This is a genomic window from Spirillospora sp. NPDC052269 (assembly GCF_040679435.1).
GTDB lineage: Bacteria > Actinomycetota > Actinomycetes > Streptosporangiales > Streptosporangiaceae > Spirillospora.
Genome location: NZ_JBFAUU010000020.1, coordinates 86,700 through 111,333 on the forward strand (window position 1 = coordinate 86,700; position 24,634 = coordinate 111,333).

Annotated in this window: 26 protein-coding genes; 11 read left to right on the plus strand and 15 right to left on the minus strand. The window is 69.4% G+C overall.

Translation table 11 applies throughout. The features are described 5' to 3' along the window. Genes AB0L06_RS35150 through AB0L06_RS35165 form a run of 4 tightly spaced genes read right to left on the minus strand, consistent with a single transcriptional unit; the run spans position 1 to position 5,013 of the window. Complete coding sequence (locus AB0L06_RS35150) at positions 1 to 819, minus strand: ABC transporter permease (protein ID WP_500235491.1); 819 nt, start codon at positions 817 to 819, stop codon at positions 1 to 3. Continuing rightward, on the minus strand, positions 816 to 1,766 hold the full coding sequence (locus AB0L06_RS35155; protein ID WP_500235492.1) for an ABC transporter permease: 951 nt from the start codon (positions 1,764 to 1,766) through the stop codon (positions 816 to 818). The genes AB0L06_RS35150 and AB0L06_RS35155 overlap by 4 nt, the downstream gene beginning before the upstream one ends. Then, positions 1,759 to 3,657 (minus strand): dipeptide ABC transporter ATP-binding protein, encoded by a 1,899-nt coding sequence (locus tag AB0L06_RS35160; protein WP_500235493.1) that lies wholly within the window; start codon positions 3,655 to 3,657, stop codon positions 1,759 to 1,761. The genes AB0L06_RS35155 and AB0L06_RS35160 overlap by 8 nt, the downstream gene beginning before the upstream one ends. A 54-nt stretch (positions 3,658 to 3,711) precedes the next feature. Further along, the gene (locus tag AB0L06_RS35165) at positions 3,712 to 5,013 is read right to left on the minus strand and encodes a serine hydrolase domain-containing protein (protein ID WP_500235494.1); all 1,302 of its coding nucleotides are present in this window, start codon (positions 5,011 to 5,013) and stop codon (positions 3,712 to 3,714) included. Positions 5,014 to 5,315: 302 nt separating this feature from the next. On the opposite strand from AB0L06_RS35165, the gene AB0L06_RS35170 reads away from it, so the two are divergent. Both AB0L06_RS35170 and AB0L06_RS35175 read left to right on the plus strand, forming a co-directional pair. After that, positions 5,316 to 6,230, plus strand: coding sequence for an NAD(P)H-binding protein (locus tag AB0L06_RS35170; protein ID WP_500235495.1), 915 nt, complete (start codon positions 5,316 to 5,318; stop codon positions 6,228 to 6,230). Positions 6,231 to 6,468: 238 nt separating this feature from the next. Next, on the plus strand, positions 6,469 to 7,167 hold the full coding sequence (locus tag AB0L06_RS35175) for an alpha/beta fold hydrolase (protein WP_500235496.1): 699 nt from the start codon (positions 6,469 to 6,471) through the stop codon (positions 7,165 to 7,167). Here AB0L06_RS35175 and AB0L06_RS35180 read toward each other — a convergent pair. The 3 genes from AB0L06_RS35180 to AB0L06_RS35190 all read right to left on the minus strand — a co-directional run bounded on the left by AB0L06_RS35180 (position 7,148) and on the right by AB0L06_RS35190 (position 9,290). Further along, positions 7,148 to 7,804: a class I SAM-dependent methyltransferase gene (locus AB0L06_RS35180; RefSeq protein ID WP_500235497.1), complete on the minus strand. Its 657-nt coding sequence runs from the start codon at positions 7,802 to 7,804 to the stop codon at positions 7,148 to 7,150. The two genes, AB0L06_RS35175 and AB0L06_RS35180, sit on opposite strands and share 20 nt — an antisense overlap. Before the next feature lie 68 nt (positions 7,805 to 7,872). Next, a complete protein-coding gene (locus AB0L06_RS35185; protein ID WP_500235498.1) occupies positions 7,873 to 8,523 on the minus strand; it encodes an HAD family hydrolase in 651 nt (216 codons plus the stop codon). A gap of 17 nt (positions 8,524 to 8,540) precedes the next feature. Continuing rightward, the gene (locus AB0L06_RS35190) at positions 8,541 to 9,290 is read right to left on the minus strand and encodes a metallophosphoesterase (protein ID WP_500235592.1); all 750 of its coding nucleotides are present in this window, start codon (positions 9,288 to 9,290) and stop codon (positions 8,541 to 8,543) included. An 85-nt stretch (positions 9,291 to 9,375) separates the two neighbouring features. On the opposite strand from AB0L06_RS35190, the gene pdxR reads away from it, so the two are divergent. The 3 genes from pdxR to AB0L06_RS35205 all read left to right on the plus strand — a co-directional run bounded on the left by pdxR (position 9,376) and on the right by AB0L06_RS35205 (position 12,175). Then, a complete protein-coding gene (gene pdxR / locus AB0L06_RS35195) occupies positions 9,376 to 10,797 on the plus strand; it encodes a MocR-like pyridoxine biosynthesis transcription factor PdxR (RefSeq protein WP_500235499.1) in 1,422 nt (473 codons plus the stop codon). 174 nt (positions 10,798 to 10,971) lie between these two features. After that, positions 10,972 to 11,532, plus strand: a complete 561-nt coding sequence (locus tag AB0L06_RS35200) for a hypothetical protein (protein WP_500235500.1) — start codon at positions 10,972 to 10,974, stop codon at positions 11,530 to 11,532. 76 nt (positions 11,533 to 11,608) lie between these two features. Next, positions 11,609 to 12,175 carry a flavoprotein gene (locus AB0L06_RS35205; RefSeq protein WP_500235501.1) on the plus strand — a complete coding sequence of 189 codons (567 nt, stop codon included), beginning with the start codon at positions 11,609 to 11,611 and terminating at the stop codon, positions 12,173 to 12,175. Between the two features lie 180 nt (positions 12,176 to 12,355). On the opposite strand, the gene AB0L06_RS35210 is transcribed toward AB0L06_RS35205, so the two are convergent. Both AB0L06_RS35210 and AB0L06_RS35215 read right to left on the minus strand, forming a co-directional pair. Continuing rightward, positions 12,356 to 12,793, minus strand: a complete 438-nt coding sequence (locus AB0L06_RS35210) for a hypothetical protein (RefSeq protein WP_500235502.1) — start codon at positions 12,791 to 12,793, stop codon at positions 12,356 to 12,358. Positions 12,794 to 13,179: 386 nt separating this feature from the next. Beyond that, a complete protein-coding gene (locus tag AB0L06_RS35215; protein ID WP_500235503.1) occupies positions 13,180 to 13,815 on the minus strand; it encodes a GNAT family N-acetyltransferase in 636 nt (211 codons plus the stop codon). 576 nt (positions 13,816 to 14,391) lie between these two features. On the opposite strand from AB0L06_RS35215, the gene AB0L06_RS35220 reads away from it, so the two are divergent. Continuing rightward, a complete protein-coding gene (locus tag AB0L06_RS35220; protein ID WP_500235504.1) occupies positions 14,392 to 15,423 on the plus strand; it encodes a hypothetical protein in 1,032 nt (343 codons plus the stop codon). Between the two features lie 133 nt (positions 15,424 to 15,556). Next, positions 15,557 to 15,703 (plus strand): hypothetical protein, encoded by a 147-nt coding sequence (locus AB0L06_RS35225; protein ID WP_500235505.1) that lies wholly within the window; start codon positions 15,557 to 15,559, stop codon positions 15,701 to 15,703. Positions 15,704 to 15,828: 125 nt separating this feature from the next. Here AB0L06_RS35225 and AB0L06_RS35230 read toward each other — a convergent pair whose 3' ends face one another. After that, positions 15,829 to 16,437 (minus strand): TetR/AcrR family transcriptional regulator, encoded by a 609-nt coding sequence (locus AB0L06_RS35230; protein ID WP_500235506.1) that lies wholly within the window; start codon positions 16,435 to 16,437, stop codon positions 15,829 to 15,831. Between the two features lie 75 nt (positions 16,438 to 16,512). Between AB0L06_RS35230 and AB0L06_RS35235 the strand changes: the two genes are divergently transcribed. After that, complete coding sequence (locus tag AB0L06_RS35235; RefSeq protein ID WP_500235507.1) at positions 16,513 to 17,187, plus strand: carboxymuconolactone decarboxylase family protein; 675 nt, start codon at positions 16,513 to 16,515, stop codon at positions 17,185 to 17,187. A 38-nt stretch (positions 17,188 to 17,225) separates the two neighbouring features. On the opposite strand, the gene AB0L06_RS35240 is transcribed toward AB0L06_RS35235, so the two are convergent. The 4 genes from AB0L06_RS35240 to AB0L06_RS35255 form a co-directional block, all read right to left on the minus strand. Next, on the minus strand, positions 17,226 to 18,365 hold the full coding sequence (locus AB0L06_RS35240; protein WP_500235593.1) for a UDP-N-acetylglucosamine--N-acetylmuramyl-(pentapeptide) pyrophosphoryl-undecaprenol N-acetylglucosamine transferase: 1,140 nt from the start codon (positions 18,363 to 18,365) through the stop codon (positions 17,226 to 17,228). 214 nt (positions 18,366 to 18,579) lie between these two features. Further along, positions 18,580 to 19,620 (minus strand): hypothetical protein, encoded by a 1,041-nt coding sequence (locus AB0L06_RS35245; RefSeq protein WP_500235508.1) that lies wholly within the window; start codon positions 19,618 to 19,620, stop codon positions 18,580 to 18,582. 118 nt (positions 19,621 to 19,738) lie between these two features. Continuing rightward, positions 19,739 to 20,503 (minus strand): SDR family NAD(P)-dependent oxidoreductase, encoded by a 765-nt coding sequence (locus AB0L06_RS35250; RefSeq protein WP_500235509.1) that lies wholly within the window; start codon positions 20,501 to 20,503, stop codon positions 19,739 to 19,741. Between the two features lie 87 nt (positions 20,504 to 20,590). Beyond that, a complete protein-coding gene (locus tag AB0L06_RS35255) occupies positions 20,591 to 21,199 on the minus strand; it encodes a TetR/AcrR family transcriptional regulator (protein ID WP_500235510.1) in 609 nt (202 codons plus the stop codon). Positions 21,200 to 21,338: 139 nt separating this feature from the next. Here AB0L06_RS35255 and AB0L06_RS35260 point away from each other — a divergent pair, with 139 nt between their 5' ends. From AB0L06_RS35260 to AB0L06_RS35270, 3 genes are all read left to right on the plus strand, one after another. Beyond that, the gene (locus AB0L06_RS35260; protein ID WP_500235511.1) at positions 21,339 to 22,067 is read left to right on the plus strand and encodes a phosphotransferase family protein; all 729 of its coding nucleotides are present in this window, start codon (positions 21,339 to 21,341) and stop codon (positions 22,065 to 22,067) included. Positions 22,068 to 22,471: 404 nt separating this feature from the next. After that, positions 22,472 to 22,966: a papain-like cysteine protease family protein gene (locus AB0L06_RS35265; protein WP_500235512.1), complete on the plus strand. Its 495-nt coding sequence runs from the start codon at positions 22,472 to 22,474 to the stop codon at positions 22,964 to 22,966. A gap of 70 nt (positions 22,967 to 23,036) precedes the next feature. After that, a complete protein-coding gene (locus AB0L06_RS35270; RefSeq protein WP_500235513.1) occupies positions 23,037 to 23,669 on the plus strand; it encodes a hypothetical protein in 633 nt (210 codons plus the stop codon). A 45-nt stretch (positions 23,670 to 23,714) separates the two neighbouring features. On the opposite strand, the gene AB0L06_RS35275 is transcribed toward AB0L06_RS35270, so the two are convergent. Continuing rightward, positions 23,715 to 24,617, minus strand: coding sequence for a hypothetical protein (locus tag AB0L06_RS35275; protein WP_500235514.1), 903 nt, complete (start codon positions 24,615 to 24,617; stop codon positions 23,715 to 23,717). Positions 24,618 to 24,634: the final 17 nt, after the last annotated feature.

The following is a 24,634-nucleotide window of genomic DNA, read 5'->3' on the forward strand; positions in this document are numbered from 1 at the left end:
CTAGCTCCTTGCTGAGGTGGGGCGCCCGATCGCGTCCCGGAGGGCGTCGGCGAGCAGGTTGAGGGCGAGGACCGTGAGGATGATGCAGGCGCCGACCGGATAGACCAGCCACCAGTAGTCGGCGGAGATGTAGGTGACGCCGCTGGCGAGCTGGCTGCCCCAGTCCGCGGTGGGATAGGTCAGTCCGAAGCCCAGGAAGCCGAGCGCGGAGACGACGATGATCGCGTCGGCCACCTGGAAGGTGACGGTCACGATGATCACGCCGAGCGCGTTGGGGATCAGGTGGGTGAGGATGACCCGCCGTCGCGAGGCGCCCATGACCTTGGCCGCCAGAACGTACTCCCGCACCCGGAGCGTCAGCACCTCACCGCGGACCAGCCGGGCCGACAGCAGCCAGGAGAAACCGCCGATGACCAGGCTCAGCGACAACGCGTCGGCGTGGAACCGGGCGGAGAGGATCAGCACGAAGAACAGGAACGGGATCGACAGCATCACGTCGACCAGCCGCATCATGAACCCGTCGACCACTCCCCCGGCGAGCCCGGCGACCGCGCCGTAGAGGGTGCCGAGCGTGGTCGCGACGAGCGCGGCCAGCAGGCTGATCTCCAGCGACACCCGGCCGCCGGCCATCAGCCGGCCGAGCACGTCGAATCCGTTGGTGTCGGTGCCGAGCGGATGGTCTCCACCCGGCGGCAGAGCCGCGTTGACGATGTCGACGTCGGTCTGGTTGGTCGGATGGAGCAGTGGGCCGAGGACGCAGAACCCCACCACGAGCAGCAGGAGCAGGCCACCGGCGAGCGCGAGCGGATGCCGCCTCATTTCCCCACCTCGATTCGGCGATCGGCGGCGGCGACCATGACGTCGGCGAGGAAGTTGCCGGCCACGGTCAGGAAGCCGCCCATCAGGGTGTAGGCGAGGAGCAGCGGATAGTCCTCGCGTTGCAGGCTGTTCAGGAACAGCAGGCCGAGGCCCGGGTAGTTGAAGAGCGATTCGACGATGACGTTCCCGGCGAGCACCGTCGGGACCAGGGTCCCGACCAGCGTGATCAGCGGCATGCAGGCGTTCCGGAGCAGGTGGCGGGTCAGGATCTGCCGTTCCCGCAGGCCCTTGGCCCGCGCGACCCGGATGTAGTCCTGGCCGAGCTGGTCCAGTGCCGAGGAGCGCTGATGCTGCGCGAAGACGGCGACGCTTCCCGCGGCCAGCGTGATCACGGGCAGGGTCATCCCCCGCGGATCGGTGAAGACCGCCCAGGGCGAGTGCGACTGGGACGCCTCGGCCGGGAAGAGGCCCGCCTGCTGGCTGAACACCGCGATCAGGACGAGCCCGAGCAGGAACGACGGCGTCGCGTACAGCATGTAGGAGACGGCCGTGGCCGCCCGGTCGAGCAGGCCGTTGCGCCGGACGGCCTGGAGGATGCCGAGCGGGACCGCGATGGCCAGCGCGAGGACGAGCCCGGCCAGCGACAGCATCGCGCTCCGGCCGGCGTTCTGCGCGATCAGCGTGGAGACGTTCTCGTTCAGCTTGTAGGACCGGCCGAGATCCCCGTGGAGCAGCTGCTTCAGGTAGTCGAGGTACTGCACGACCACCGGCCGGTCGAACCCGTGCTGGTGGTTGAAGGCCGCGACCGCCTCGGGCGACACCCGCTGGCCGAGGACGATCCGGCCGGGACTCTCCGAGACCAGGTGCAGCATGAAGTACACGACCGCGGAGATCCCGAGCATGACGAGAGCCGAGACCGCCAGGCGGTGGAGAACATACTTAGCCATTCCGGCCCTCTCGCAACGGGTAGTGGCAGGCCACCCGGTGAGTGCCGTCGATCGGCGTCATCGGGGGCTCGGTCCTGGCGCACTCCTCGGTGGCCAGGGCGCATCGGGTGCGGAAGCGGCAGCCGCTGGGCGGGTCGACGGGGCTGGGCGGTTCGCCGCGCACCGGCGTCCCCGTCCTCTCCCCTTCCGGGACGGCGGCCAGCAGGCCCGCGGTGTAGGGGTGGGCCGCGGCTCCGAACACCTCGTCGGTCGTGCCGGTCTCGACGAGCTTGCCGAGGTACATGACGCCGACCCGGTCGGCGAGGTACCGCACGACCGCGAGATCGTGCGAGATGACGACGCCGCTGAGCCCGCGTTCGGCCTGGACCCGGCGCATCAGGTTGAGGACCTGGGAGCGGATGGAGACGTCCAGGGCGCTGACCGGTTCGTCGGCGACCAGCACCTGCGGGTCCAGGGCGAGCGCGCGGGCCAGGCCGACGCGCTGGCGCTGGCCGCCGGACAGTTCGTACGGGTACCGGTCGAGGACGCTCTCGGGAAGGCCGACGTCGTCGAGGAGCCTGCGCACCCGCTCCTGCCGGTCGCCGATGCCGTGGATCGCCAGGGGTTCGCGGAGGATCCGCTCGATCCGCATCCTCGGGTCGAGGGCGGCGCTGCAGTCCTGGAACATCATCTGGACGGCCGGGCGCGGGCGGGTGACCTTCTCACCGCCGATGACGACCTCGCCGCTGTCCGGCCGGTCGAGGCCGACGAGCAGGCGGCCCAGGCTCGACTTGCCGCACCCCGACTCGCCGACCAGGCCGAACGTCTCCCCCGCCGCCACCTCGAAGCTGATGCCGGAAACCGCCTTGACGGTCCGTCGTCCGGCCGGGTGCTCGCGGACCAGGTCGACGACGCGCAGAAGCGTCCCTCCCGGCTCGCTCAGCGTGAACCTCCCGCGTCCCGCGGACGTGACCGGGCCGTCGACCGGGTGCCAGCAGGCGTGGGTCCCGTTGAACGGCGGCAACTCCTCGCGGCACTTGTCGGACGCGGCGTCGCAGCGGGGCGCGAACGGGCAGCCCGGCTCGGGTCGCGCCAGATCGGGCGGGGCGCCCGGGATGCTGAACAGCTCCTTGTCCTTGTCCTGCCCGAGCGTCGGGATCGACGACAGCAGGGCCCGCGTGTACCGGTGCCGCGTCCGCTCGAAGATCTCCGCCGTGGGCGCGGACTCGGCCACCCGTCCGGCGTACATCACCCCGACACGGTCCGCCCGCTGCGCGATCACCCCCATGTCATGCGTGATGAGGATCATCGACATGCCGCGCTGCGCCCTCAGCTCGTCGAGGAGGTCCAGGATCTCGGCCTGGACCGTGACGTCGAGGGCCGTGGTGGGCTCGTCGGCGATGACGACCTCGGGCTCGCAGACCAGCGCCATCGCGATCATCACCCGCTGGCGCTGCCCGCCGGAGAGCTGGTGCGGGTAGTCGTCCCGCTGGACGCCGACCCGCGCCAGCATCTCCCGGGCCCGTTCCCGCGCGGCCCGCCGGGACTCCCCCCGGTGCAGCCGGACGGGCTCCGCCACCTGTTCGACGATCTTCTTGGTCGGATTCAGCGAGGTCAGCGAGTCCTGGAAGATCATCGCGATCTCGCCGCCCCGGTACCGCCGAGGGTCCATCGCGAGCAGGTCCCGGCCGCCGAGCTCGATCGAACCGCCGGTCACCCGGCCGCCGGCCGGCAGCATCCCCATGATCGCCAGGCCGGTCATGGACTTGCCGGACCCGGTCTCCCCCACGATCCCGAGGGTCTCCCCGCGACCCAGTTCAAGGGTGACGTCCGCGACAGGGCGGACAAGCCTGTCACCACGCCTGATCTCCACGGACAGGCCGCGGACGATCAGATTCTTCTGCGAATCCATTGGACGATAGTGGGGGGCCCACCACTGCCGGTGTTCGTCCGGTCCGGCGAATGTTCAGCCCTGGATTCGTCCGCCTGCACGAACGTCCGCCCGCCCCGTGTGCAGGTAGAGGGCCCTTCCTTCTCCGTCATCCCCCAGAAACGCCACGGGCCCGTGTCCAGGCGCGACGGGCAGGAGCGAGTCGCCCCGCCATCCGACGAGCTCCGTCCGGAACGGCTCGTCTCCGACCTCCGCCGCGATCCCCAGCGGAACCCGGTCGAGCCACAGCCGCCCCGCGTCGTCCTCGCTGACCGTGGTCTCGCTCGTGTCCGACACGTAGGTGCCGGCATGGCGCCGCACGTCCACGCGAGCCGCCGGATCGGGAGCCGGCTCGTCCGGCGGTTCCAGCACCCAGCCGCTGATCTCCTTCATCAACGGCTTCGGGTTCCCCCCGTTGGTGAGGATCGCCAGGACCACGTCGCGGCCGGGATCCACCCGCAGGATCGCCGACTGCCCGATCGTGTTCCCGTCATGCCCGAACACCGGCCCGCCCGGCAGGTCATAGAGCTCCCAGCCCAGCCCCCACGCCGTCCCCCACCCGATGTCCGGCAGCGTGACCTGCGGTTCCCGCATGGCTCGCAGGTTCGCGTCGGCGAGGTGCGCCCTGGCGAAGGCGACCAGATCCCTCGGCGTCATGGCGAGCATCGACCCCGCCGGCGCGTTCGACCGCGCCATCGCCCACACCGGGCTCGGCTTCCCCCCGAGATGCCCCACCGCCGCACGATGCAGGATCGCCTCGTACGGATCGTTCGCCGCGTGCGTCATGCCGAACGGCCCGAACAGGTGATCCCTCATGCACGCGTCGAACGGCTTGCCCCGCACGACCTCGACGATCCGTCCCAGCACGCAGTAACCCGCGTTGTTGTAGGAGAACATCTCGCCCGGCTCGAAGAGCTGCGGAACGTCGGCCAGCAGGTCCACGTACAGGGCCAGGCAGTCATCCCCCTTGCCGGTGTCGGTGAAGACGTCCCCCTCGAACCCCGACGTGTGGCACATCAACTGCCGGACGGTGATGTCCGGGAACCCCGCCCGGAACCCAGGAAGATAGGTCCCCACCCGGGCGTCGGGATCGATCGCACCCTCCCCGACCAGCTGCATCACGAGGGTCGCCGTCAGCACCTTCGTGATCGACCCGATCTGGAACACCGAGTCGACCGTCGCCTCCACGCCGGTCGTGGCGCTCAGGACCCCGGCCGCCTCCTCGACCAGCTCCCCGCCGGCGCCGATGGCCACGGCCACCCCCGGCACCCCGTTCTCCTCCGCCAACCCCGGCAGCCGCTCCCGCAGCCGCTTCCCGAGCACATCGACCCTCATCATCCGCCCTACCGTAGCCAGCCGGCCCGCTTCTGAACTCGTCCACCCCGACCACGCTCACCCGCCCGTTTCGTCCCCCAGGCCAACCCCCACCCCTGCGCGAGGCGTTCGGCGCGTTCGTGGTGTCGCCGGGTCGCGAACCGCAGGAAATCGATCACTGGGTCACCGGGCCGCCAGGCTGACCTGGGCCAGTGCACATTTCTGGCGGATTCCGGACATCACGCTGAGCATTCCCCCGCGAGGCCCCCAAGGACGGTTTCGATGTGAGCCGGGGGGAAGGAGCCGTGTTGAAGGAGGTGATCGCTGTGCCCGTTGACCCTGTCCTTGTCACCGGCGCGGGCGGCGGCGTCGGCGGGGTCGGACGGCGGGTCCTGGAGCGGTTGCGGGCACAGGGTGTGCCTGTCAGGGCTCTCGTGCACCACGACGATGAACGCGCCTCGGGCCTGCGGACGATGGGCGGCGTGGAGGTACTGGTCGGCGACCTCACCCGTGGCGCGGACGTGGTCAAGGCACTGGACGGCTGCCCTCGGGCCTACTTCGGCATGAGCGTGTCGCCCGCGTACCTGGAGGCCGCCACCACCGTGGCGGCCGCCGCCCGGGAAAGCGCCGGCCTGGAGTCGCTGGTGAGCATCTCGCAGATGACCGTCTCCCAGATGGATCTCATCAGCGACACCGAGTCCCGGCAGCAGCGGCTTCACTACCTGGCCGAACGCGTCCTCGACTGGTCGGGGGCGCCGGTCGTCCACGTCCGGCCCACGGTGTTCATGGAGAATCCGCTCTTCACGAAGGTCGCGGCCGCCTCGATCCGGCGGGACGACACGATCCGCCTCCCCTTCGGCTCGGCCCGGACCTCACCGATCGCCGCCGCCGACGTGGCCGAGGTCATCGCGACACTCCTCCTCGCCCCGGTCCCCGATGTCCGGCGCGTCCACGAACTGACCGGAGCCCGATCCCGCGACATGACGGCCATCGCGGCCGAGTTCTCCGCCGCCCTGGGACGCGAGGTGACGTACGTCGATGTGCCCTACGACGAGTGGTCGGAGCACGACCTCAAGGACCAAGGCCTACCGGACCACGTGTTCGAGCACATCGCCACCATGGCCAGGCTCCATGGCGAGAACCGCTACGACCGAGCGACGAACGACGTCGCCGACCTCCTCGGCCGTCCCCCGCAGGGCTTCAACACCGTGATCAAGGAAATTCTCGATCAGCGTCCATAAGGATCGAGTGTCGTCGCCGTGCCGGTACGAGCACCTCGGCATGCCGCGTCGCCGATCTGAACCGCGCCGTTCAATGTGAGGAGCAGGCCAAGGGAGCGCCAGGCGCGCCGAGCAGGCGACGGCCCTGCGCCAGACCCTGAGCGGGATCGCAGCTGCGACTGGCCTGATTGCGAAGTGACACGCGCACCGGGCATAGCGGCTCGGCACTGCAGCAGCACCGCTTCGCTACGGTGCGGGCATGGCGAACTTTGTACTGGTTGCTGGTGCGCGGCTCGGGGCGTGGGCCTGGGACGAGGTGGTGCCGTATCTGCGTGCGGCCGGTCACGCCGTCCACCCGCTGACGTTGTCCGGCCTTGCCGAGAAGCAGGGCGTACAGGCCGGGCAGCAGACTCACGTCCAGGACATCGTCGACGAGGTCGAACGCCGGGATCTGCGGAACGTCGTCCTGGTCGGGCACAGCTATTCGGGCATCCCGGTCGGGCAAGCCGCCGAGCGGATCGGCGACCGTTTGACGCGTGTGGTCTTCGTGGACTCGAGCGTCCCGGCTGATGGGGAGCCGTTCGTCGCGCTATGGCCGGACGGCGGGACGATGGTGAAGGCGTCCATTGCCGAGAACGGAGGGTTCTGGCCGCCGGCGCCGGCGACGCACTTCGAGGGCCAGGGGCTCACCGAGGAGCAGATCGCACGGATCATCCGTGATTCGACGGCGCATCCAGGAGACTCGCTGATCGAACCCGCCGTGCTGGAACAGCCCCTCGGCGATCTCCCGGCGACCTACGTCAAGTGCACCTTGGAGGACCCCGAGCCGTCCCCCGACGTCGTCGATCTTCTGACCAGCGATCGGTGGCGGCTCGTTGAGATGGACACCGGCCACTGGCCGATGTTCTCCCAGCCGCGAGAACTGTCGGAGATCCTCCTCAACGCCGCTGCGGGCTGACCGGGCGTTCGGTGGTGTCGGGGCGGCGGGCCCAGAAGAGGGCGTGGCCGGTGTCGTCCTCGGGCACGAACTCCTGGGTGATGATTTCCAGGCCGCTTTGTTGGAGCCAGGCTCGGTAGGTGGCGGCGTCGGCCTGGCTCCACCACATCGGCGCGGGGCCGCCGAGCCAGTTGTCGGCGGTGCCCGTCCAGGCGTTCTGGCCGGTGGTGGCGAGGAGCCAGCCTCCCGGACGCAGCCATCGGGCGATGTTCTGCAGTAGCGCTGGTTGCCGGTCGAGTGGCATGTGGATGAGGGCGTACAGGCAGACGACGGCGTCGAGCGAGTTCGGCGGCAGGCTCAGCCGGGTGGCGTCCGCCCGGGTGAAGGTGGCGCCCGGGACCAGGCGGCGGGCTCGTTCGATCTGGACGTCGCTGATGTCCACGCCGGTCACGCGATGCCCGGCGGCGGTGAGGCGGCGGGCGGCCGGAAGACCGCATCCGCAACCGAGGTCCAGGACGTCGGCGTGCTCGGGAAGGCGTTCATGCAGGCCATCGAGCCAGCCGTCGTACTCCTCCGCCGGATCGTCGTCGGCGCGGTAGTGGTGTGACAGGGCGTTGTAGCCCGTCCGGACCAACTCGCTCGCACCGCTGGATTCCATGGCGAGCAGGCTAGGCGCCGCAACGTCCGCCCGCCGAAGGGTTTTCCCGCGAGCACAGCGGAGGGGGATCACTGGTGGTCCATGACCTCGGACAGGTCGCTGATCAGGTGCGTCGCACCAGCGGCGCGGAGGCTTTCGGCGGGCGTCAGGGCGGTGTAGCCGAGGACGTCCATGCCCGCGGCGCGAGCGGCCAGGACTCCGTTGGGACTGTCCTCGACGACCAGGCAGTCCCGGGGGTGGACGCCGAACGAGGCCGCGGCGTGCAGGAAGAGGTCGGGTGCGGGTTTGCCCACGCCGCCCACGTCCTGGGCGCTGAAGACGACCTCGGGACGAAGGTGGGCGCGCAGGCCGGTCTTGTCGAGGGTGAGGTCGATCCAGGCGTGGTCGGAGGATGAGGCCAGGCAGTACGGGATACCGCGCCGGCCTAGTTCGACGAGGAGGTCCACGGCGCCCGGGGTGGTGGTGAGGTCCTGCCGGAAGGCGGCGAAGACGCGCTCGTGCCAGCGCTCGGTGAAGTCGTCAGGCAGGCTGCCGCCGTAGCGGTCCGCGACCACCTCGTGGACGTTGCGCGCGGCGTTGCCGAGGAAGCGCTGGACGGACTCCTCGAGCGTCGTCGGGTAGCCCAGTTCGGTCAGGTAGGCGGACAGGACGCCCTGCGAGATGCGCTCGCTGTCGACGAGCACTCCGTCGTTGTCGAAGATCACCAGTTTGCGGGACATGCGGGGCTCCGGATCGTTCAGCCGAGGACGGACCGGTAGTGGGTGGTGAGCCGTCCCGTGTCGTCCAGGATGTGGAACGCGAGCGCGGGTGGCTGGTCGAGGAAGACGTAGTCCCCGGGGTGGGAGCGGTGTTCCCAAGGGAGGCGGAGCGTGGAGACGACTCCGGGCGCGGCCAGCAACGGTCGTCCGGCGAAGGTGGTGGCCGTCGCGGTGTGCGCGTGCCCGCTCAGGAAGGCCACCAGGTTGGGGTGGCGGTCGGCGAGGGCCTCGAGCCGTTCGGTGTGGAACTGGCGGAGGCCGTCGATGAAGGGCTCGTGCAGCAGGCTCGGCGGGTGGTGGAACCCGACGAGGACGGGCGTCGTGTCCGGGGTCTCCGCCAGCACCCGGGTCAGCCAGGCGAGGGTCTCCTCCTCCAGCAGCCCCTCGTCCATGCCCGGGATCGAGGAGTCGCAGAGCGCGATCACGGCACCGCCGACGTGGCGAACCTGGTTGACCGGCGCCTTCGAGGCCGGCTCCCGCAGCAGGAACTCCCGGAAGGCGGCGCGGTCGTCGTGGTTGCCGGGGCAGACCATGACGGGATGCCTCGATGCGAGCAGCTCGCGGGCCAGTTCGTACTCCCCCGGACGGCCGTGGTCGGCGATGTCCCCGGTGACCAGGACGGCGTCCAGGTCGTGGGGAAGATCCTCGAGGTAGGTCATGACGGCCCGGGTGCGCTCGGTGGCGCGTTCACCAGTGTCGAGATGGACGTCGCTGACATGGGCGATCACGATCAACGCGGTGGTTCCTTCGTTCGGCGGTATGTCCGGATCCTGACATTAGAAGGCGACTGGACCATAATTAAGATCCAGTCGCATGACACGTTCTTGGTCCGGTTCCGGGCTCGACCTGCATCTCGACCTTGGGGTCACGGGGCGGCGGCGGCGGGCGGGTCTGGAGGCCGCCCTGCGCGCGGCGATCCAGGACGGACGCCTGCCCGCCGGGACGCTCCTGCCGTCCACGCGAGGGCTGGCGCAGGACCTCGGCCTCTCCCGGGGCACCGTCACGGCTGCCTATGACCAGCTGACCGAGGAAGGGTTCCTGACCACCCGGCCGGGATCGGGCACCACCGTGGCCGGGTCGGCATCGCGGACGCCGGAGGCCGAGCCGTCCGCGCCGGGCCCGACGCGTCCCCGCCACGACCTGCGGCCCGGACGCCCCGACCTCACCGCCTTCCCCACCAGCGCCTGGCTCGCGGCGACACGGCGGGTGCTGACCGGCGCCCGTCCAGAGGTCTTCGCGGCCGGTGACCCCCAAGGGCGGATCGAGCTTCGCCAGGCCCTCGCCGACTACCTCGGCCGCACCCGCGGCGTCGTCGCCACACCCGGCCGGATAGTGATCACGTCCGGCTATTACCAGGGAGTTCGCCTGCTCAGCGGCGTGCTGGCCGCCGCTGGAGCGACGTCCGCCGCCGTGGAGGACCCCGGTCACAACATCTTCCGGCGGGCCGTCCAGCGCGGTGGGATCTCGACCACGCCGCTATCGGTCGACGAACAGGGCGCTCGCGTGGACCTGCTACCACCCGGCGCCGGGGCCGTGTTCCTCACACCCTCGCACCAGTACCCGACCGGTGTGCCGCTCCACCCCGTCCGCCGCCAGGCCGTGTGCGCATGGGCGCGGTCCACGGGCGGCGTGATCGTCGAGGACGACTACGACGGCGAGTTCCGCTACGAACGCCAACCCGTCGGAGCCCTGCAAGGCATCGCCCCCGACCACGTCGTCTACTGCGGAACGGCTTCCAAAACACTCGGCCCGGCGCTCCGCCTGGCGTGGATGGTCCTGCCTCCCCACCTCGTGCCGGAGGTCGTCCGGGCCAAGCAGGACGCCGACCTGTACACCGAGACCCTCAGCCAGCTGGTCCTGGCCGACCTCATCGCCGGCCACGCCTACGACCGCCACATCCGCGCCGCCCGCCTGCGCTACCGCCGTCGCCGCGCCGTCCTGCTCGACCGTGTCACCGCGGTCCCCGGCCTCGCCGTCCGCGGAGTCCCCGCCGGCCTGCACAGCCTGCTCACCCTCCCGGACGACGGCCTGTCCGAAGCCGAGATCCTGGACCGCTGCAAGGCATCCGGAGTGGGAATCCGCGGCCTCTCCGAGCTCCACCACAATCCCGACGGCCGCCCCCAAGGACTCCTCGTCGGCTTCGCCGCCCCCTCAGAACACGCCTACCCAGCCGCCCTGAACGCCCTCTTCACCACCCTTGGCCCCACCTCCGGCCAGGCGCCGACACGACTATGAGCACAGTCGTCCTCAAGTGGAAACGCGTCCTCATGGAAGCCGAGCTTCTTCTCACTGGAAGTCGGGCAGTGATGTACTGGCGCCGTCGAACCTGGCCAAAGGCCGACAAACCCCCTCGCCCACTGCGATCGACTGCCCGCCAGCCGGATTCGCTGACATCCAAGGGTGACACCGATGCGCTCGATTCTCGTGTTGGCCGGAGCCCTTCTACTCGCGGTCACAGCAGCCGCGGTCGCGTGGTGGCCGAAAGAGCGACACGCACCCCACCGCCTGGCCGCGGGAGTGACCTTCACCGGCAGCGGCGACTCCAGGCTGCGGGAAAGGGTTTCCGACGTCATCGTCCGGCTGCGTCAGCGTGACGCGGCCCAGCTCGCCGAGTTCGACGTGGATCTGACGACTCATCGCCGGCTGGCCGACGGCGAAGCGGGCGCGAGATGGCTCATCGACCATTTCTCCGCGCCGCTCCAAGGGCCTGTCCAGGCCGAGATTCGCCAGGACGAGAACGCTGACCCCAACTGGTTCGCCTGCCTGTCCTACGGACACGATCAGCGAAAGCTCCGCCTCACCTTCGTCACCTACGGGAAGAAGGGAGTGTGGCCGGATCCCAATGGAGGGGACAAGTACGCCTTCCCCGTCCACGTCTACGCGGAACTCACCGGCAAGGACCCGCAACCACGCAAGGTCGAGGCCGAGCTCTTCTGCGACGAAGGCGAGGTGCTCCCACCCGCGCGATAGCCGAATCCGCCTGATCGCCTCGTTCGCGCACGTGGCAGGCTGGGCGTAACACTCGCAGCTGAAAAACGGAGAACTCGTGCCCGACGGACCGGTGCTGTACCTGATCACATGTGGCGGACGTCCCGCCGCCGACATCGCGGGCCTCGTCCCCCGGCTTCGAGCGGACGGCTGGAGGGTCTGCGTGATCGCCACCCCGTCCGGGACGAAGTTCATCGCGAGCGACGAGCTGCGCGACCTCACCGGCTACCCGGTCCGCTCCGACTACAAGCGTCCCGAGGAACCCGACGTCCTCCCGCCCGCCGACGCGTTCGCCGTCGTCCCGGCCACCTTCAACACGATCAACAAATGGGCGCAGGGCATCAGCGACACCCTCGCCCTGGGCCTGCTCAACGAGGCCGTCGGCCTGGGCCGTCCGATCGTCGCCGTCCCCTGGACCAACGTCGCCCTGGCCCGCCATCCCGCCTTCGAACGCAGCATCGCCGAACTCCGCGCCTGGGGCGTCACCGTCGTCCTCGACCCCGTCCGGCTCCCCGCGCCCGACTCCGACACCACCGAACCAGGCGAGGGCGCCTTCCCCTGGGACGACCTCCACACCCAGCTCAACCTCCTGCGCCGAAAGTTCCCGAACGCACCTGAAGGGTGAGAAGCCCAGCACCTACTTGCGCTGGAGCGGCCAAGACTGATGCCTGCTGCAGCACTGCCCTCCACAGCCTGCTTCCAGGTGGCCCTTCCATCACCGGCCCACTTGTGCGGTGTCCGCCAACGTCACCTCGTCTGAGATGGCGTCGGCACGGTCGTGGACACCGCACCAGCGAGAATCCCGTCAGCGGTGGCGCCTGGAGTGGGTGAGCGGGAAATAGAAGCAGACGCAGACAGCGCAGGAGATCACCGTCGACAGTGGGGCCACGACGACGGTGGCGCTGTAGAGCAGCGTTGCTGCGATGCCGACCGATCCGAGGACGATTTCGATGATCAACGCGGCCCAGTACCCCAGACGAAGCCGCAAGCCGACCATGACCGCGATCCCCGCCAGCAGTGCCGCCACCACAACACAGCCCAGAGCAGCAACGTCGCACCAGTGTGCCGCGTGCAGCGCCTCAGGGGACAGTGGCTCATCACTGAAGTTGCCGACGAACAGGAGGAAGGGGGCACAGAGGACCACCAGGAAGACGGCATGAACGATCACACCCACCAGTCCGTTCTCGGCGGCGACAGACCCACTGGACGAAGCTGGCCGAGTCTGGTGTTCGATGTCGCGCATCAGCGCTCCTGCGGCTCAGGTAGGGCTCACGTGCTCGAACCCTAGGTCCCCAGAAAGAACCGGACATGAGTACGCCTACTCATCTCCACCCGAGTTCTTCAGTGAACACCGACCACAGCCGAGACTCGTACTCATCGGTGGAGCCCGCGACCGGCTCGACTCCCCCGTACCGAAGCCGCATGCTGCACCGTGGACACCCGCATCGTCATCGACCCGATCTGCGTCCTGAAATACCTGCGGAAGGCCGCCTGGTCCCTGCACGCCACCCGCGACCCGGCCACTGGAGATCAGGTCGCTGGGCACGCCCACGTGCCCGGCCCGCTCTGTGTTTTCCCCCGGCGCTCACATCCGTGGACGGGGCGGGGCCATGGCCCGCCTGCCTTGCGTCAGGGCTGGTAGATGCACTCCGCCAGTGTGGAGTGCTTCTTCCAGCCCAGGGTCTCGTACAGCGCGCGTCCGGGGTCTGTCGCGCCGAGGACGCCCAGGGTCGCGCCCAGCTCAACGGCCTGGTCGGCGAGCGTGCGCATCACGAACGCGCCCAGCCCGCGGCGCCGATGCGCCTCCTCGGTCAGGACCCGGTCCACCACGACGGCTTCCCCGAGGAGCGCCATCTGGCCCTTGGCCGCCTGTTCGCCCGCCGCGTCCAGGACACGAACATGGACGACATCGCCGATGGTCTCGGTGGCCGCCGTGTAGCCATCGGGAGCGGCCGGGTGCGTGGCCGTGAGGTCGATGGCCATCAGGTGGCCGGTCTCCTCCCATGCCACGACCCACCCCGGCGTCATCCAGGGCTCTACTTCCTCGGGCTCGGCGGGCATCTTCATCCAGGTCCGGGGCGTCGCCACCGAGACGGCCGCGCTGCGCACCAGCGCCTCGTCCGCCACCGGGAGGACGTGTCGCCCGACCTCTGCGGGATTGTCGCCGACCTCGATGTAGTAACCCCAGGGCTTCACGACCGGCGGGGGCGTGCGCCGTGACACCGCCCAGCCCGCGACCCACGTCCTGACGATGTCCGCAGTCATGCCGCCCTCCCGAAGCAGTAGCCACCCACCGGCGACGTCATGATCATAAGCCAGCTTCGGGCCTTACATATCCGCATCACACCTCTTCTCCCTCGCCCCGCTGGCGCTGACTCGTGGCGTATGGCCCTGACATAGAGGGCGGCACGCCGCAACTCATCGCGGGAGGTACGGCGAACGCGACTTTCCGGCTGCCACGTGCGGCTTCATGTTCGCCGCCGCCGCGCTGGTGATGGCCGCATGAGGTCGCGCGACGACGATGTTTGCGATGGCCTTCTTGCGGGACTGGGGGGATGAGGGTGACAGAAGCGAACGCGATCTCCCCCACGGCCGACTCGAGGTTTGGGCGCTTCGACCCGGACCTGCGGCTTCGCGGCGAGGGAGAGGGGGCGGAGCGGATCGTGACGATCGTGGCCGAGTGTGGACCCGAGACCTAAGGGGCGTCCGCAATGGAAAAGAGCCGTCCACCCGGTTTGTTTCGGCCCAACCAAACATTTTTTGCTCATTGTGAGCGCCGATCGTTAGCTCTTAACGTCAGCGGCGTATGGGCCTACCAGGGCCCGACTGGGAGGAGCAGGAATGGCGTTCGTACGGGCGGGCACCACAGATTACACCGCGATCATTCCGGGGCAGGTCGATCCATGGGAGGCGATGTTCCTACAGGCCGACAAGGTCGCGAGGATCAACACGGAGAAGCTGATCTCGGATGGGCGACTGGTGGACGCCTACGACAAGCAGCTCACCGGGATACCCGAGCCGTTCGCCAGCCACACCGACGCGGCGTTCGACGTCCGGATCACCCCGGGCACCCGGCGGACGGTCCTCCTCCACATGGATCAGTGCCTGGACTGGCAGTGGGGCGGCATGCCCCGCTACCAGGGGCTGATCACCGAGATGCCGGACTTCGGGCGCCACATCCCGGACGGGTTCCGCAGCGACCTCAACGCCGTCATGGGACTGCCGGACGGCAGCACCATGCTGTTCAAGGGGAACCAGTGCGCGGTCATCAAGTGGGGCTCCACGGGCGGCTGTTCCTACAAGGGCCCCCTGGCCGGCTTTCCCCGATGGAACTGGGTTAATGTGCCCTCGACAATGAACAGCGACTTCGACCAGGCCGTGATGTTCAAATCACCGGACCAGTCGAATGAAGAGACCCTGTTCATCAAGAATGAAACCGCGATGGTCTACAACTGGGGCAGCGGCGCCAGGATCGTCGGCACCTATGCCCAAGTGGCGGCCGGGCTCACCGCCCTCCCTCCCTACTACCACACGCCCGGTCTCAACGTTCCGGCCCCGAGGACGCCCCCCGTGCCGGTGGTGAGGGGCACCCTGACCACCGACTGGTCCACCGTGGCCCGGGGCACGGCCCTGACGCTGCGCTACTCCGTCCCGTCGAGCAAGCTCAGCGACAAGAACTGGATCGGCCTCTACCCCGCCGCCGCGACGCGTCCGCCGCAGGATTCCTTCGTCTGGGCGTACACGCCTTACATCAACGGCAGCACCTCGCTGGACACCGGCAGGCTGCCCGGGCCGGGCGACTACGCCGCCTGGCTCTTCTACAACGACGGCTACGACCCGCTGGCCGGTCCGCTCGCCTTCACCCTCACCTGACCCACGATCAGATCAGGCCCCGGTGACCGTTCACCGGGGCCTACGGCCGCATGACCCTCCATCAGCCCCCAACCGCGTCCGGCCTGGTTTGAGGCGGCGTCACGGCCCCCTCACCACTACCGAGGTCGAGGCCTTGAAGGCCGAGAACCCCGACTGGCTGAAGCACGAGCGGGCCACCTGCGCCAAGGTCCCGAGGAGGAGCTTCGCCTCAAGCAGCAACGCCCGGCACGCCATCGCGTCACCGGCCGCCCACGGGGACGGCGAAGACGACGTGGAGTGACCCCTCACGGTGCCCACCCGGCCGCGCCGGGCGGGCGACGGTATTCCACGCTCCCGGGCGGCCAGGCCGGTGCTTCATGCCTCGCCGGCGAAACGGCAGGTGGCGCGTGGCGCCGGGGTTCTCCTCTAACGCAGGGTGACGCCGACCAGTTTGGCGAGGAAGCGGTTGACCTGGGTCTCGAACGGGGGCCAAGGGGCGTCCGGCTGGTTGATGCGCATGGATACGGCGCCGTGAACGGCCGTCCTCAGGTCCAGCGAGACCGCCGCGGCGTCGTCGGACGGCGCCAGCCCGGCGTCCATGCAGCGCTGGACGGCCGCGGTGGTGCGCTCGGCCAGGACCTGCTTGAACTCCATCGATTCGCGCTGGTTGAGCGTGCTCTCATGCATCACCTTGTAGAGGCCGGGGTGCTCCCATACCCACCGGCCGAGGAACAGGGCGCGGGCGCGCAACTTCCCCGCCGGGTCGGTCTGCTCCGCCTCCGCCTCGTCGACGGCTTGCATGAGGTCGTGGTGGGCGCGTTCGAGTGTTGCGAGGACGAGTTCGTCGCGGTCGGCGAAGTGGATGTAGACCGAGGTCGCCGCGATGCGGAGCTCGCGTGCGACCGCGCGGAGGGACAGTGCCTGGTCGTCGCCCAGCTCGTCCAGCAGGCGGAGGGTCGCCGCGACGATGTCCTCTTTCAGCCGCGCGCCCTGGCCGCGCGGGTTGCGGCCCCGGGGCGCGGAGGTCGTGTCCATGGTCGGACATTGTAGGGGCACGCCCGTTGCCCTACAGTCGTAGCACTACAGGTGTTCACTTAGGAAGGACGACCGATGGACCTCCAGACCCGGGACTCCGTGTTCGCCGAGATGCACGACGCCACCGACCGCGCGCTCTGGGACGGGCTCCCCGAGCTGTCCGCACGCGAGAAGACCCTGCTGTGCCTCGTCGCGGACGTCTGCCAGCAGACCCTCGGGACGCCGTTCGAGCAGCACGTGAGGATGGCCTACAAGCACGGCCTCTCCCCCGACGACCTGCGGGAACTCCTCCGCTTCATCTCCTACGACAGCGGCTACCCGGCCGCTGCGGTGGCGCTCGAACGGCTCGTCGCGATCGAGGGGGACCTCGGCGTGGTCCCGACGGGCGCGGGCCACGCGGTCAACGCCGACGGCACGGGAAGCCCGCTCCCCGAAGCGCTGCTCCAGACCGTCCGCCGCCTGGACGAGGGCTTCGCCGACTACATGACCCTCCAGTCACGAATGCGCGCCGGCATGCAGATGCTCAGCGTGCGCGAACGCGCATTCGCGACCATGACCGTCGACGTCCTCTTCCAGACCTTGAGCGAGAGCTTCCACACCCATGTGGGCCGCGCCCTCGGAGCCGGCGCCACCCCGGAAGACGTGCGAGCCGTGGTGCGTTTCTCCGCCCTCTTCGGCATGACCAAGGCCTGGCGCGCCCTCAACGTCCTCGACGAACTACTCAAGGAGAGCGAAACCGCCGCGGCCTGATCTCAGCTCGCCGCGCGAGCGGGCGCCGGCCGGGCCGGTCAGGTCAGCGCCGTTGCCAGGACGACGTCGACCAGGCGGGCGGCGGCGTCGGGACGGCCGAGCGCGCGGGCCCGGTGCGCCATGTCGGTGCGCCGGGCCGGGTCGGCCAGCAGGGGGCCGACGGCGTCGGCGAGGCGCCGGGGCGTGACCTCGTCGATGAGCGCGACCGCCGCGCCGGACTGCTCCAGGTACCGCGCGTTGTGCGCCTGCTCCCCGCCCGCCGAGCTGGCCAGCGGGACCAGCACCGACGGCTTCCCGAGGGCGGTGAGCTCGGCGATGGTGCCCGCGCCGCTCCGCGCGATCACGACGTCGGCGAGCGCGAGCACGTCCGGGAGCTCCGGCCCGACGTACCCGGCCAGGCGGTACCGGCCGGCGAGCGCGGGCGGCAGGTTCGCGGTGGCCTGCCGGATCGCGCCCTCGTTGTCCGGGCCACACTGGTGCAGCACGGTGGCGCGCTCCAGGAGCCAGGGCAGGACGTCCACGACGAGGTTGTTGATCTGCTGCGAGCCCTGCGCGCCGCCCGTCACGTAGACGGTGGGGAACCGGGTGTCCACGCCGAGCGACGCCGCGGCCTTCTCCGCCTGCCCCGCCAGGACCTCCGGCCGGACGGGGTTGCCGGTCACGACCGCGCTCTCGCGGACGGACTCGGGCAGCAGCGGCAGCGTCGACTCCGACGACACCGCCATCCGCGTCGCGCGGCGGGCGAGCGTCCGGTTGGTCAGCCCCAGCCGGACGGTCTGCTCGTGCACGACCATCGGACGCCGCCGCAGCGACGTCGCCAGCCCGACCGGGACGGCCACGTAGCCGCCGGTGGCGAGCACGACGTCCGGACGGAAGCGCCCCACGGCCGACCACGCCTGGAACACGCCCAGCGGCACGCGGAACATGTCCTTGATGTTCTGCGCCGACAGCATGCGCAGCGGGTTGGCGCTCCGGCGGATCTTCCCCGTCGCCACCGCCGTGAACCCGATGCCGTCGCCGCGCGCGACGCGCTCCTCCAGGCTGTCGGCCTTGCCGACCCACAGCACCTCGGCGGGCGGGGCTCCCACGGACCGCAGTTCGGCCTGAAGCGTGCGGACGGCGGTCAGCGCGGGGTAGGTGTGCCCGCCGGTCCCGCCGCCCGTCACGATCATGCGCATCGGTCGGTCGAGCTGCCGGAGCGCGTTCACGACTTCCGGATTGGTGATCACCACGATGGCCCATCTGTCAGTGTCCAAAATGCGTGACGCTAGCAGACCACATCAAAGGTCGACGCCCGCGAACTCGACCGTCCTCGGGCGTGGCCGGGGTCGTGCGGCGTGGCGTCCAGAAGGTGGACGGGCCGCCAGATGAGCTCATCCAGGAGCCGACGCGTCAGTCGTACTGGCGCATGGTGCGCCAGTCCTTGAAGTCCGCGAGGCATTCGCGCGCCAGGTCGGCGAGGTTGCGGGGGCAGTCCCAGAGCGCGAGCGTCTCGGCGGACGTGGCCTCGGGGTCGAAGAGGGCGGTGATGGCGGCCAGGCGGTCACGCTGCTGGATGGCCGACCACGGGTGGGGTGTGTCGCCGTGCGGGCAGGGCGCCTCGCCGGACGCGAGGTCGATGGTGGCGATCGCGGCCTCCATCGCGGGCAGGTAGGGGTCGACGAGACCCTCGTACCAGACCGAGACGCAGAGGCCGAGGGCGAGCAGGGTGCCGAGGCGGTCCTGCTGGGCGTCCGCCCCGTCCGAGACGATCCGGCGGGCGGCCCACAGCCCGGCTGCGGCCGACGCGTCATGGCTCCGCAGCCTGTCGTGCGCCGTGCGGACGAGGAGGAGAACGTCGACGCGTCCGTCCGGGCCGACGTACCGCTCGTCGAGACCGTCGAGGATCCCTTCGCCGCCCATCTTCCGCAGAGCCTCCGACAGGTTCTCGACGGCCTCCGCCGCGAGCGCTGCGAGGACCTTCGGACAGCGCCACGCCTCCACGGGAAGCTCATCCTCGTCGTACTCGTCATCCTCGTCATCCTCGTCGTCCTCATCGGACTCGTCGGACTCGGAGAAGCGGCGGCCTTGCTCCGTGAGCAGCTGGGCCCCGAGGGTCGCGATCGCCTCCAGTTCCCAGCTGTCGCGCTCGGCGTGCGGATGGTCGCCGTCGCAGGCATCGGTGTCGAGCGTCGCCAGCGCGGCACGCAGCGACGATGCCATGTCCCGGAGGAGTGAGGACGCGCCGATCCGTCCCGATATCGCGTACCAGGACGTGGCGTACAAAATGAGGACGAGCCCATCGCGCTCGGGACCGCCCGGGTCCGCCGCGAGCCGGTCGGCGCACTGCTGGAGCGTCAAGCGCGGGTCCCCCGAGGGGTAGTCGACGATGATCCCGCTCAACTCGGCGGCCAGCTCGGCGGCCTCGGCCTCGCTCAGTTCCACAAGACTCATGCCAGAAACCTACCGAGATCAACCGACATCTCGATCACGCCCAGTGGACAGAACCCGGCATCGGATGATCCCGGCGGCCCCGCAGACACGAGGCCGGTTCCGGGGCTTGGGGACTTGGTCAGGCGGCGATGACGGCGGCCGTGGTTCGGCCGCCGTCCACGTCCAGGACGATGCCGTGGACGAACGCGGACTCATCGCTCGCCAGATAGACGGCGGCGTGGGCGATGGCCACCGGTTCGCCCATTCGTCCCGCCGGGGTGCCCTTCATCATGGGTGCCGCCCTGTCCGCGGCGTCCGCGGTCGCGTCCATGACCACGCCTGGAGAGATCGCGTTCACGCGGACGCCCTGGGGGCCGAACTCGGCGGCCCAGGCCCGGGTGAGGGTCTCCATCGCGCCCTTGCTGGAGCTGTAGACCGCGCCGACGGGCAGGCCCAGGCGAGAGATCCACGAGCCCAGGTTGATGATCGCTCCGCTGCCCGCCTCGGCCATGGCCGGGGCCACGGCGGCGGTCAGGAAGAACGGGGCCTTCACGTTGACGGCGTAGACCCGGTCGAAGGTCTTCTCGTCGGTGGCCGCCGTGCTGTCGGCGGGATAGATGCCCGCGTTGTTGACCAGGATGTCGATGCCGCCACCCAGGATGGACGCCGCCTCGCGTGCGAGGGCGTTCGAGGCGTCAGCGGTTCCGTCCAGGTCTGCCTGGACGAAGTCGGCGCGTCCGCCGCGGGCGCGGATGCCGTCCACCACCTCGGCGCCACGTTCGGCGTTGCGGCCGGAGACGATCACGTGTGCGCCCTCGGCGGCGAACTCCTCCGCGACGGCGCGTCCGATGTTGCTGGTCGAGCCGGTGACCAGCGCGCGCTTGCCCTCAAGCCGTCCACTCATCTGAGTCTCCTTCGATGCCGCCCGGACCGGAATCGGTGCGGGCGGATGCCACTATGCGAAGGGAAAAATGGACTAGCAAGTCCAAACTTAGGGCTGGGCGACGGCGCTGCGGCGAAGGTCCTCGATGCTCTGGTCGAGTGCGGCGCGGAGGTGGGCCGACTGGCCGGTCGCCTGGAGGATCGCCACGCCGCCCTGGATGGAGGTCAGCAGCGCGGCCGACCTGCGCTCGACGTCGACGTCTTCGGGCAGAAGGCCCGCGGCCTGCATGGACCGGATGCCGACGGCGAGGCTCTCCTGCCACTGCCGCAGCATCTCCACGACGATGGCGCGCGCGCCCGGGGTAGCGCGTCCGACGTGCAGGAACAGTGAGCCGAGCGGGCAGCGGTCCCCCTGTTTCTCGTAGCGTTCGATCACGAGGTCACGCCACTTCCGCCACGCGTCCCACGAGTCGAGTTGGCCGAGATAGGGCTTCTGGTCCTCCAGGACCTGGTCGGCCTCGTGCTGGGCGATCGCGAGGAGCAGCTCGTCCTTCCCCTTGGGGAAGTAGTGGAACAGCTGGCTCTTGCTCGCCCTGGTGTGCGCCATGACGTCGTCCAGGGTGACCAACGAGACACCGGTCTCCCGCACCACCTCGGCCGCACCGGCGATGATCCGGTTCCGGGTGGCCATGCCCTTCGCCGTCAGCTTCTTCTCCACGGCACCTCACTCATTGGACTGGACGGTCCAGCTTAGGAGAGAGAGCACACGAGGCCGCCGGGCATCGCGGGTGGCGGCCACGTCGTCGCACGCGATAATCCCGTCGCGGTGCCGGTGCTCGTCACTCAAGATGGTCGGCATGGACGAGGTCAAGGTCGTCGTCGCCCACAACGAGCGCGCGACGCTTCGTGTCGGGGACGTGTTCCTGAAGGTCGACGGAGATCAGACGCGCACCGACGTCGAGGTCGAGGCGATGGCCATGGCGCCGATCCCGACTCCGGACGTCCTGTGGCGCAAGCCGCCCGTGCTCGCGCTCGCCGCCCTCCCCGGGACGGCACTCGGCCGTCTCGGTGAGCCGTCGACCGCGTCGTCCGCCGCGTGGGCCGCGGCGGGCGCCGCCGCACGGAGGCTGCACGACGCGCCGCTGCCGCCTTGGCCTGGGCGGAGCCTGGACGAGCTCGCATCGCGTCTCGACCGCGAGTGCGAGTGGATCGTCGCGAACGGCGTCCTCTCCGCTGACGTGGTCACGCGCAACCGCCGGGTCGCCGAGGCCGCGCTCCGGCCGTGGACGCCGGTCTTCGCGCACGGCGACTTCCAGGTCACCCACGTGTTCGTCGAGGGCGACGAGGTCACCGGCGTCATCGACTGGTCCGAGGCGGGTCAGGACGACGCCCTGTTCGACCTCGCCATCCTGACGCTCGGTCACGAAGAACGCCTTGCCGACGTCCTCGCCGGCTACGGCGGCGACGTCGACCTCGACGTGATCCACGGGTGGTGGTCGTTCCGAAGTCTGACGGTGGTCCGCTGGCTGCGCGAGCACGGCTTCGACCCGTGGCCCGAGATCGCCGTCCTGAAGTCCCGAATGTGACGCCGCACGGACCCGACGGCCACGAGCCCCCTTCCAGCGCGCCCGGGCAGGATCTCCCGCACCAGTGTGCAGCCCAAATTTCTGGGGTATATGGGCCCCAAGGGCACCCCGGCACCGGCCATATCAGACGGTCGTATCGGTCCCGCTTCGACACCCGCCGCACATTGCATCTGAAGGCCGCGAGCGATTCAAAGCGGGCGGCATGGCGACCCCGTTCCGGTTCTTTCGCGAAATCCGCCCGAACATCATGTCGCCTTCCGGTGGGTTGCGAGCGATGGCGGGGTGACCGCTCAGCAGCCGACCGACGAACGGCGCTCGGCGGCCTGATGAGCACGCCGCAGAACACTTGCACCGTCAGCCGAAGGTGGGCAGGGCTTATGGCAGGGGATAGTTTTCCGTTCTCCATGGAGCACCAACAGCAAACCAATTGGTGCTGGGTGGCGACGGCGGTGAGCGTGTCGCATTACTATGAGCCGGCAAGCGTATGGCTGCAGTGCCTTGTCATAGACGACGAATTCGGCTACTCCTCAGACGACAGCTGCTGCCGGGACGATCTCGGCCCCACCCCCGCCTGCAACCAGCCCGGATCTGAGTATCTTGCCCTAAAACGGGTGGGTCACAGCGGTCAGATCGAGGACAGCGGTTCGGCGTCCCTACTGGAAAACGAAATCGCCGCAAGGCGGCCGATAGTCACAGCCATCGCTTGGAGTGGCGGCGGCGGGCACAGTCCCCTGATAAGCGGCTACGCCGATATCGTCATCAGCGTGGACCCGTACGTCCTGGAAAGATACCTCTACATCGAAGACCCGTTCTACGGCCAGTCCTTCATCCCCTACGACACCTTTCACGTGTCATACCAAGGTTCAGGACAATGGACTCGCACATACTATACGACGTGACGAATCCAGCGCGGGGATGCCCGCTGGCCGACCTGTCGAAGATGACCACCACACACCCCTCCCATTCACGTTGCCCATCATCGGAGTAGGCAAGTCAATGGCCATTAACTACGCGTCGCCGCCAGAGAATTCAGAGCAGATAGCGTTGACGGGCCTCCAGCACCTGGCGAGGTCCGCCCGGGATCTGGAGGCCGCGGACCTGATGGCACTGCGGGCGGATGAGCTGGAACTTCTGATGCCGCACACGGTGCACCACGTCCGGCTGGACGACCTCGCCGCGCGCCGACCGCTCGGCGACTCGGCGGTCACCGGCTGGCGATACCTGGCGGGGCGGGGTTCACGTGTGCTGGCGAGCAGTGAGGTCTCCGCCGACGCCGACGGGCGGCCCGCCGGGCTGCAGCAGGTCAACATGGGACCATTCGTGCAGTCAACGACGCGGACCCTCGCGGACCTCTCCGAGAACGCCGAGATCCAGGCGGATGACTACGAACTCCACATGCTGAGGATTCCGGCGCTCTGCGCGGTCATCTTGTGGCTCGCCTCGCCCGACGCCGGCAGGGACCTCTTCGTCCCCCTGGCGCCGGCGCCCAGCTACCTGGAGGCCGGCCGCATTTATCGGGAGGACGAGATATGGGACGCGCTGGACGTCCCAGTTCGGCTCAGCCTCCAGTTCGACCGAGATAGGCCATATCGCGAAGAGTGAAGCCAGGGCGGGTCGCTTCGGCGGCGCCCGGCCTCCACTGAAGTGTCAGTATTGCAGGTGGGAGGCCCAGATGTGCTGGCACACGCTTCTCTCGCATTTCGCGTGCAGGTCCCCGCCCGAATGGCCTACGAAGTCCGGGCAGCGATTCGGGTGGCACACCCGGCACGGACTGACGTCGGGCAAAGGCTGATCCGGTCGTGTCGTTTTCGCCTGCAGGTGGATGAGGTTGTTGTGATGGGCGGATTCCGTCGCCTGCGCGTCATTGCTGTTCGCCGTGTAGAGTCCCGCGGTGCGGCCCTCCGAATCCGGTGAGTGGAACGCGATGGTCATTTTCCCGCAGTGGTTGGGGACGATATCGGCCGGTGGGAACTGGATACTGAACCTGGGGTCGTCGAGCCCGCCCAGAGATATCGTCAGTTTTCCGGTGCCCAGATTGGGCACGTCCAGCGACCGGGTCACCACGGTTCCAACGTCGCCGTCGAAGTTGAGCACCTGCGGGAGGTTCAGCCACGGCCTGGCCGAGTCCGCCTCATTGTCGGCGACGACCCAGGTGAACGTTCGTTCGGTGTCGTCCTTGTTCCCGATGCGCAGCTGCCAACTGCTGCCGGGAGTGTAGACGGTGATGTTGATCGCGTAGACGTTCTCGGGCTGGAGGAAGAGCTGCGCCTGGGCGACTGGTGGAGGGTTCCCCTGGGGGTTGTCGTAGACGAAGAGCGCGTCGCCGTCCAAGGCCGGCTCGACGGGGTCTCCCGTGCCGGCCCGCAGCTGGAAGGTGGGTCCTTGTCCCGCATCGGGTGGCCGGCAGCCTGGGCCCAGCATCACGATCCGCAGGTAGACCGTCGGCGGGGTTCCGCCCGCCAGTTCCGGGAAGTCCAGCGGCGCGCTGATCTGCTGGGGGCCGAGGCTCAGGGGACCGAGTGACGCATCCGGGAAGACGCTGAACGACATTGGTCACCTCTCTGATC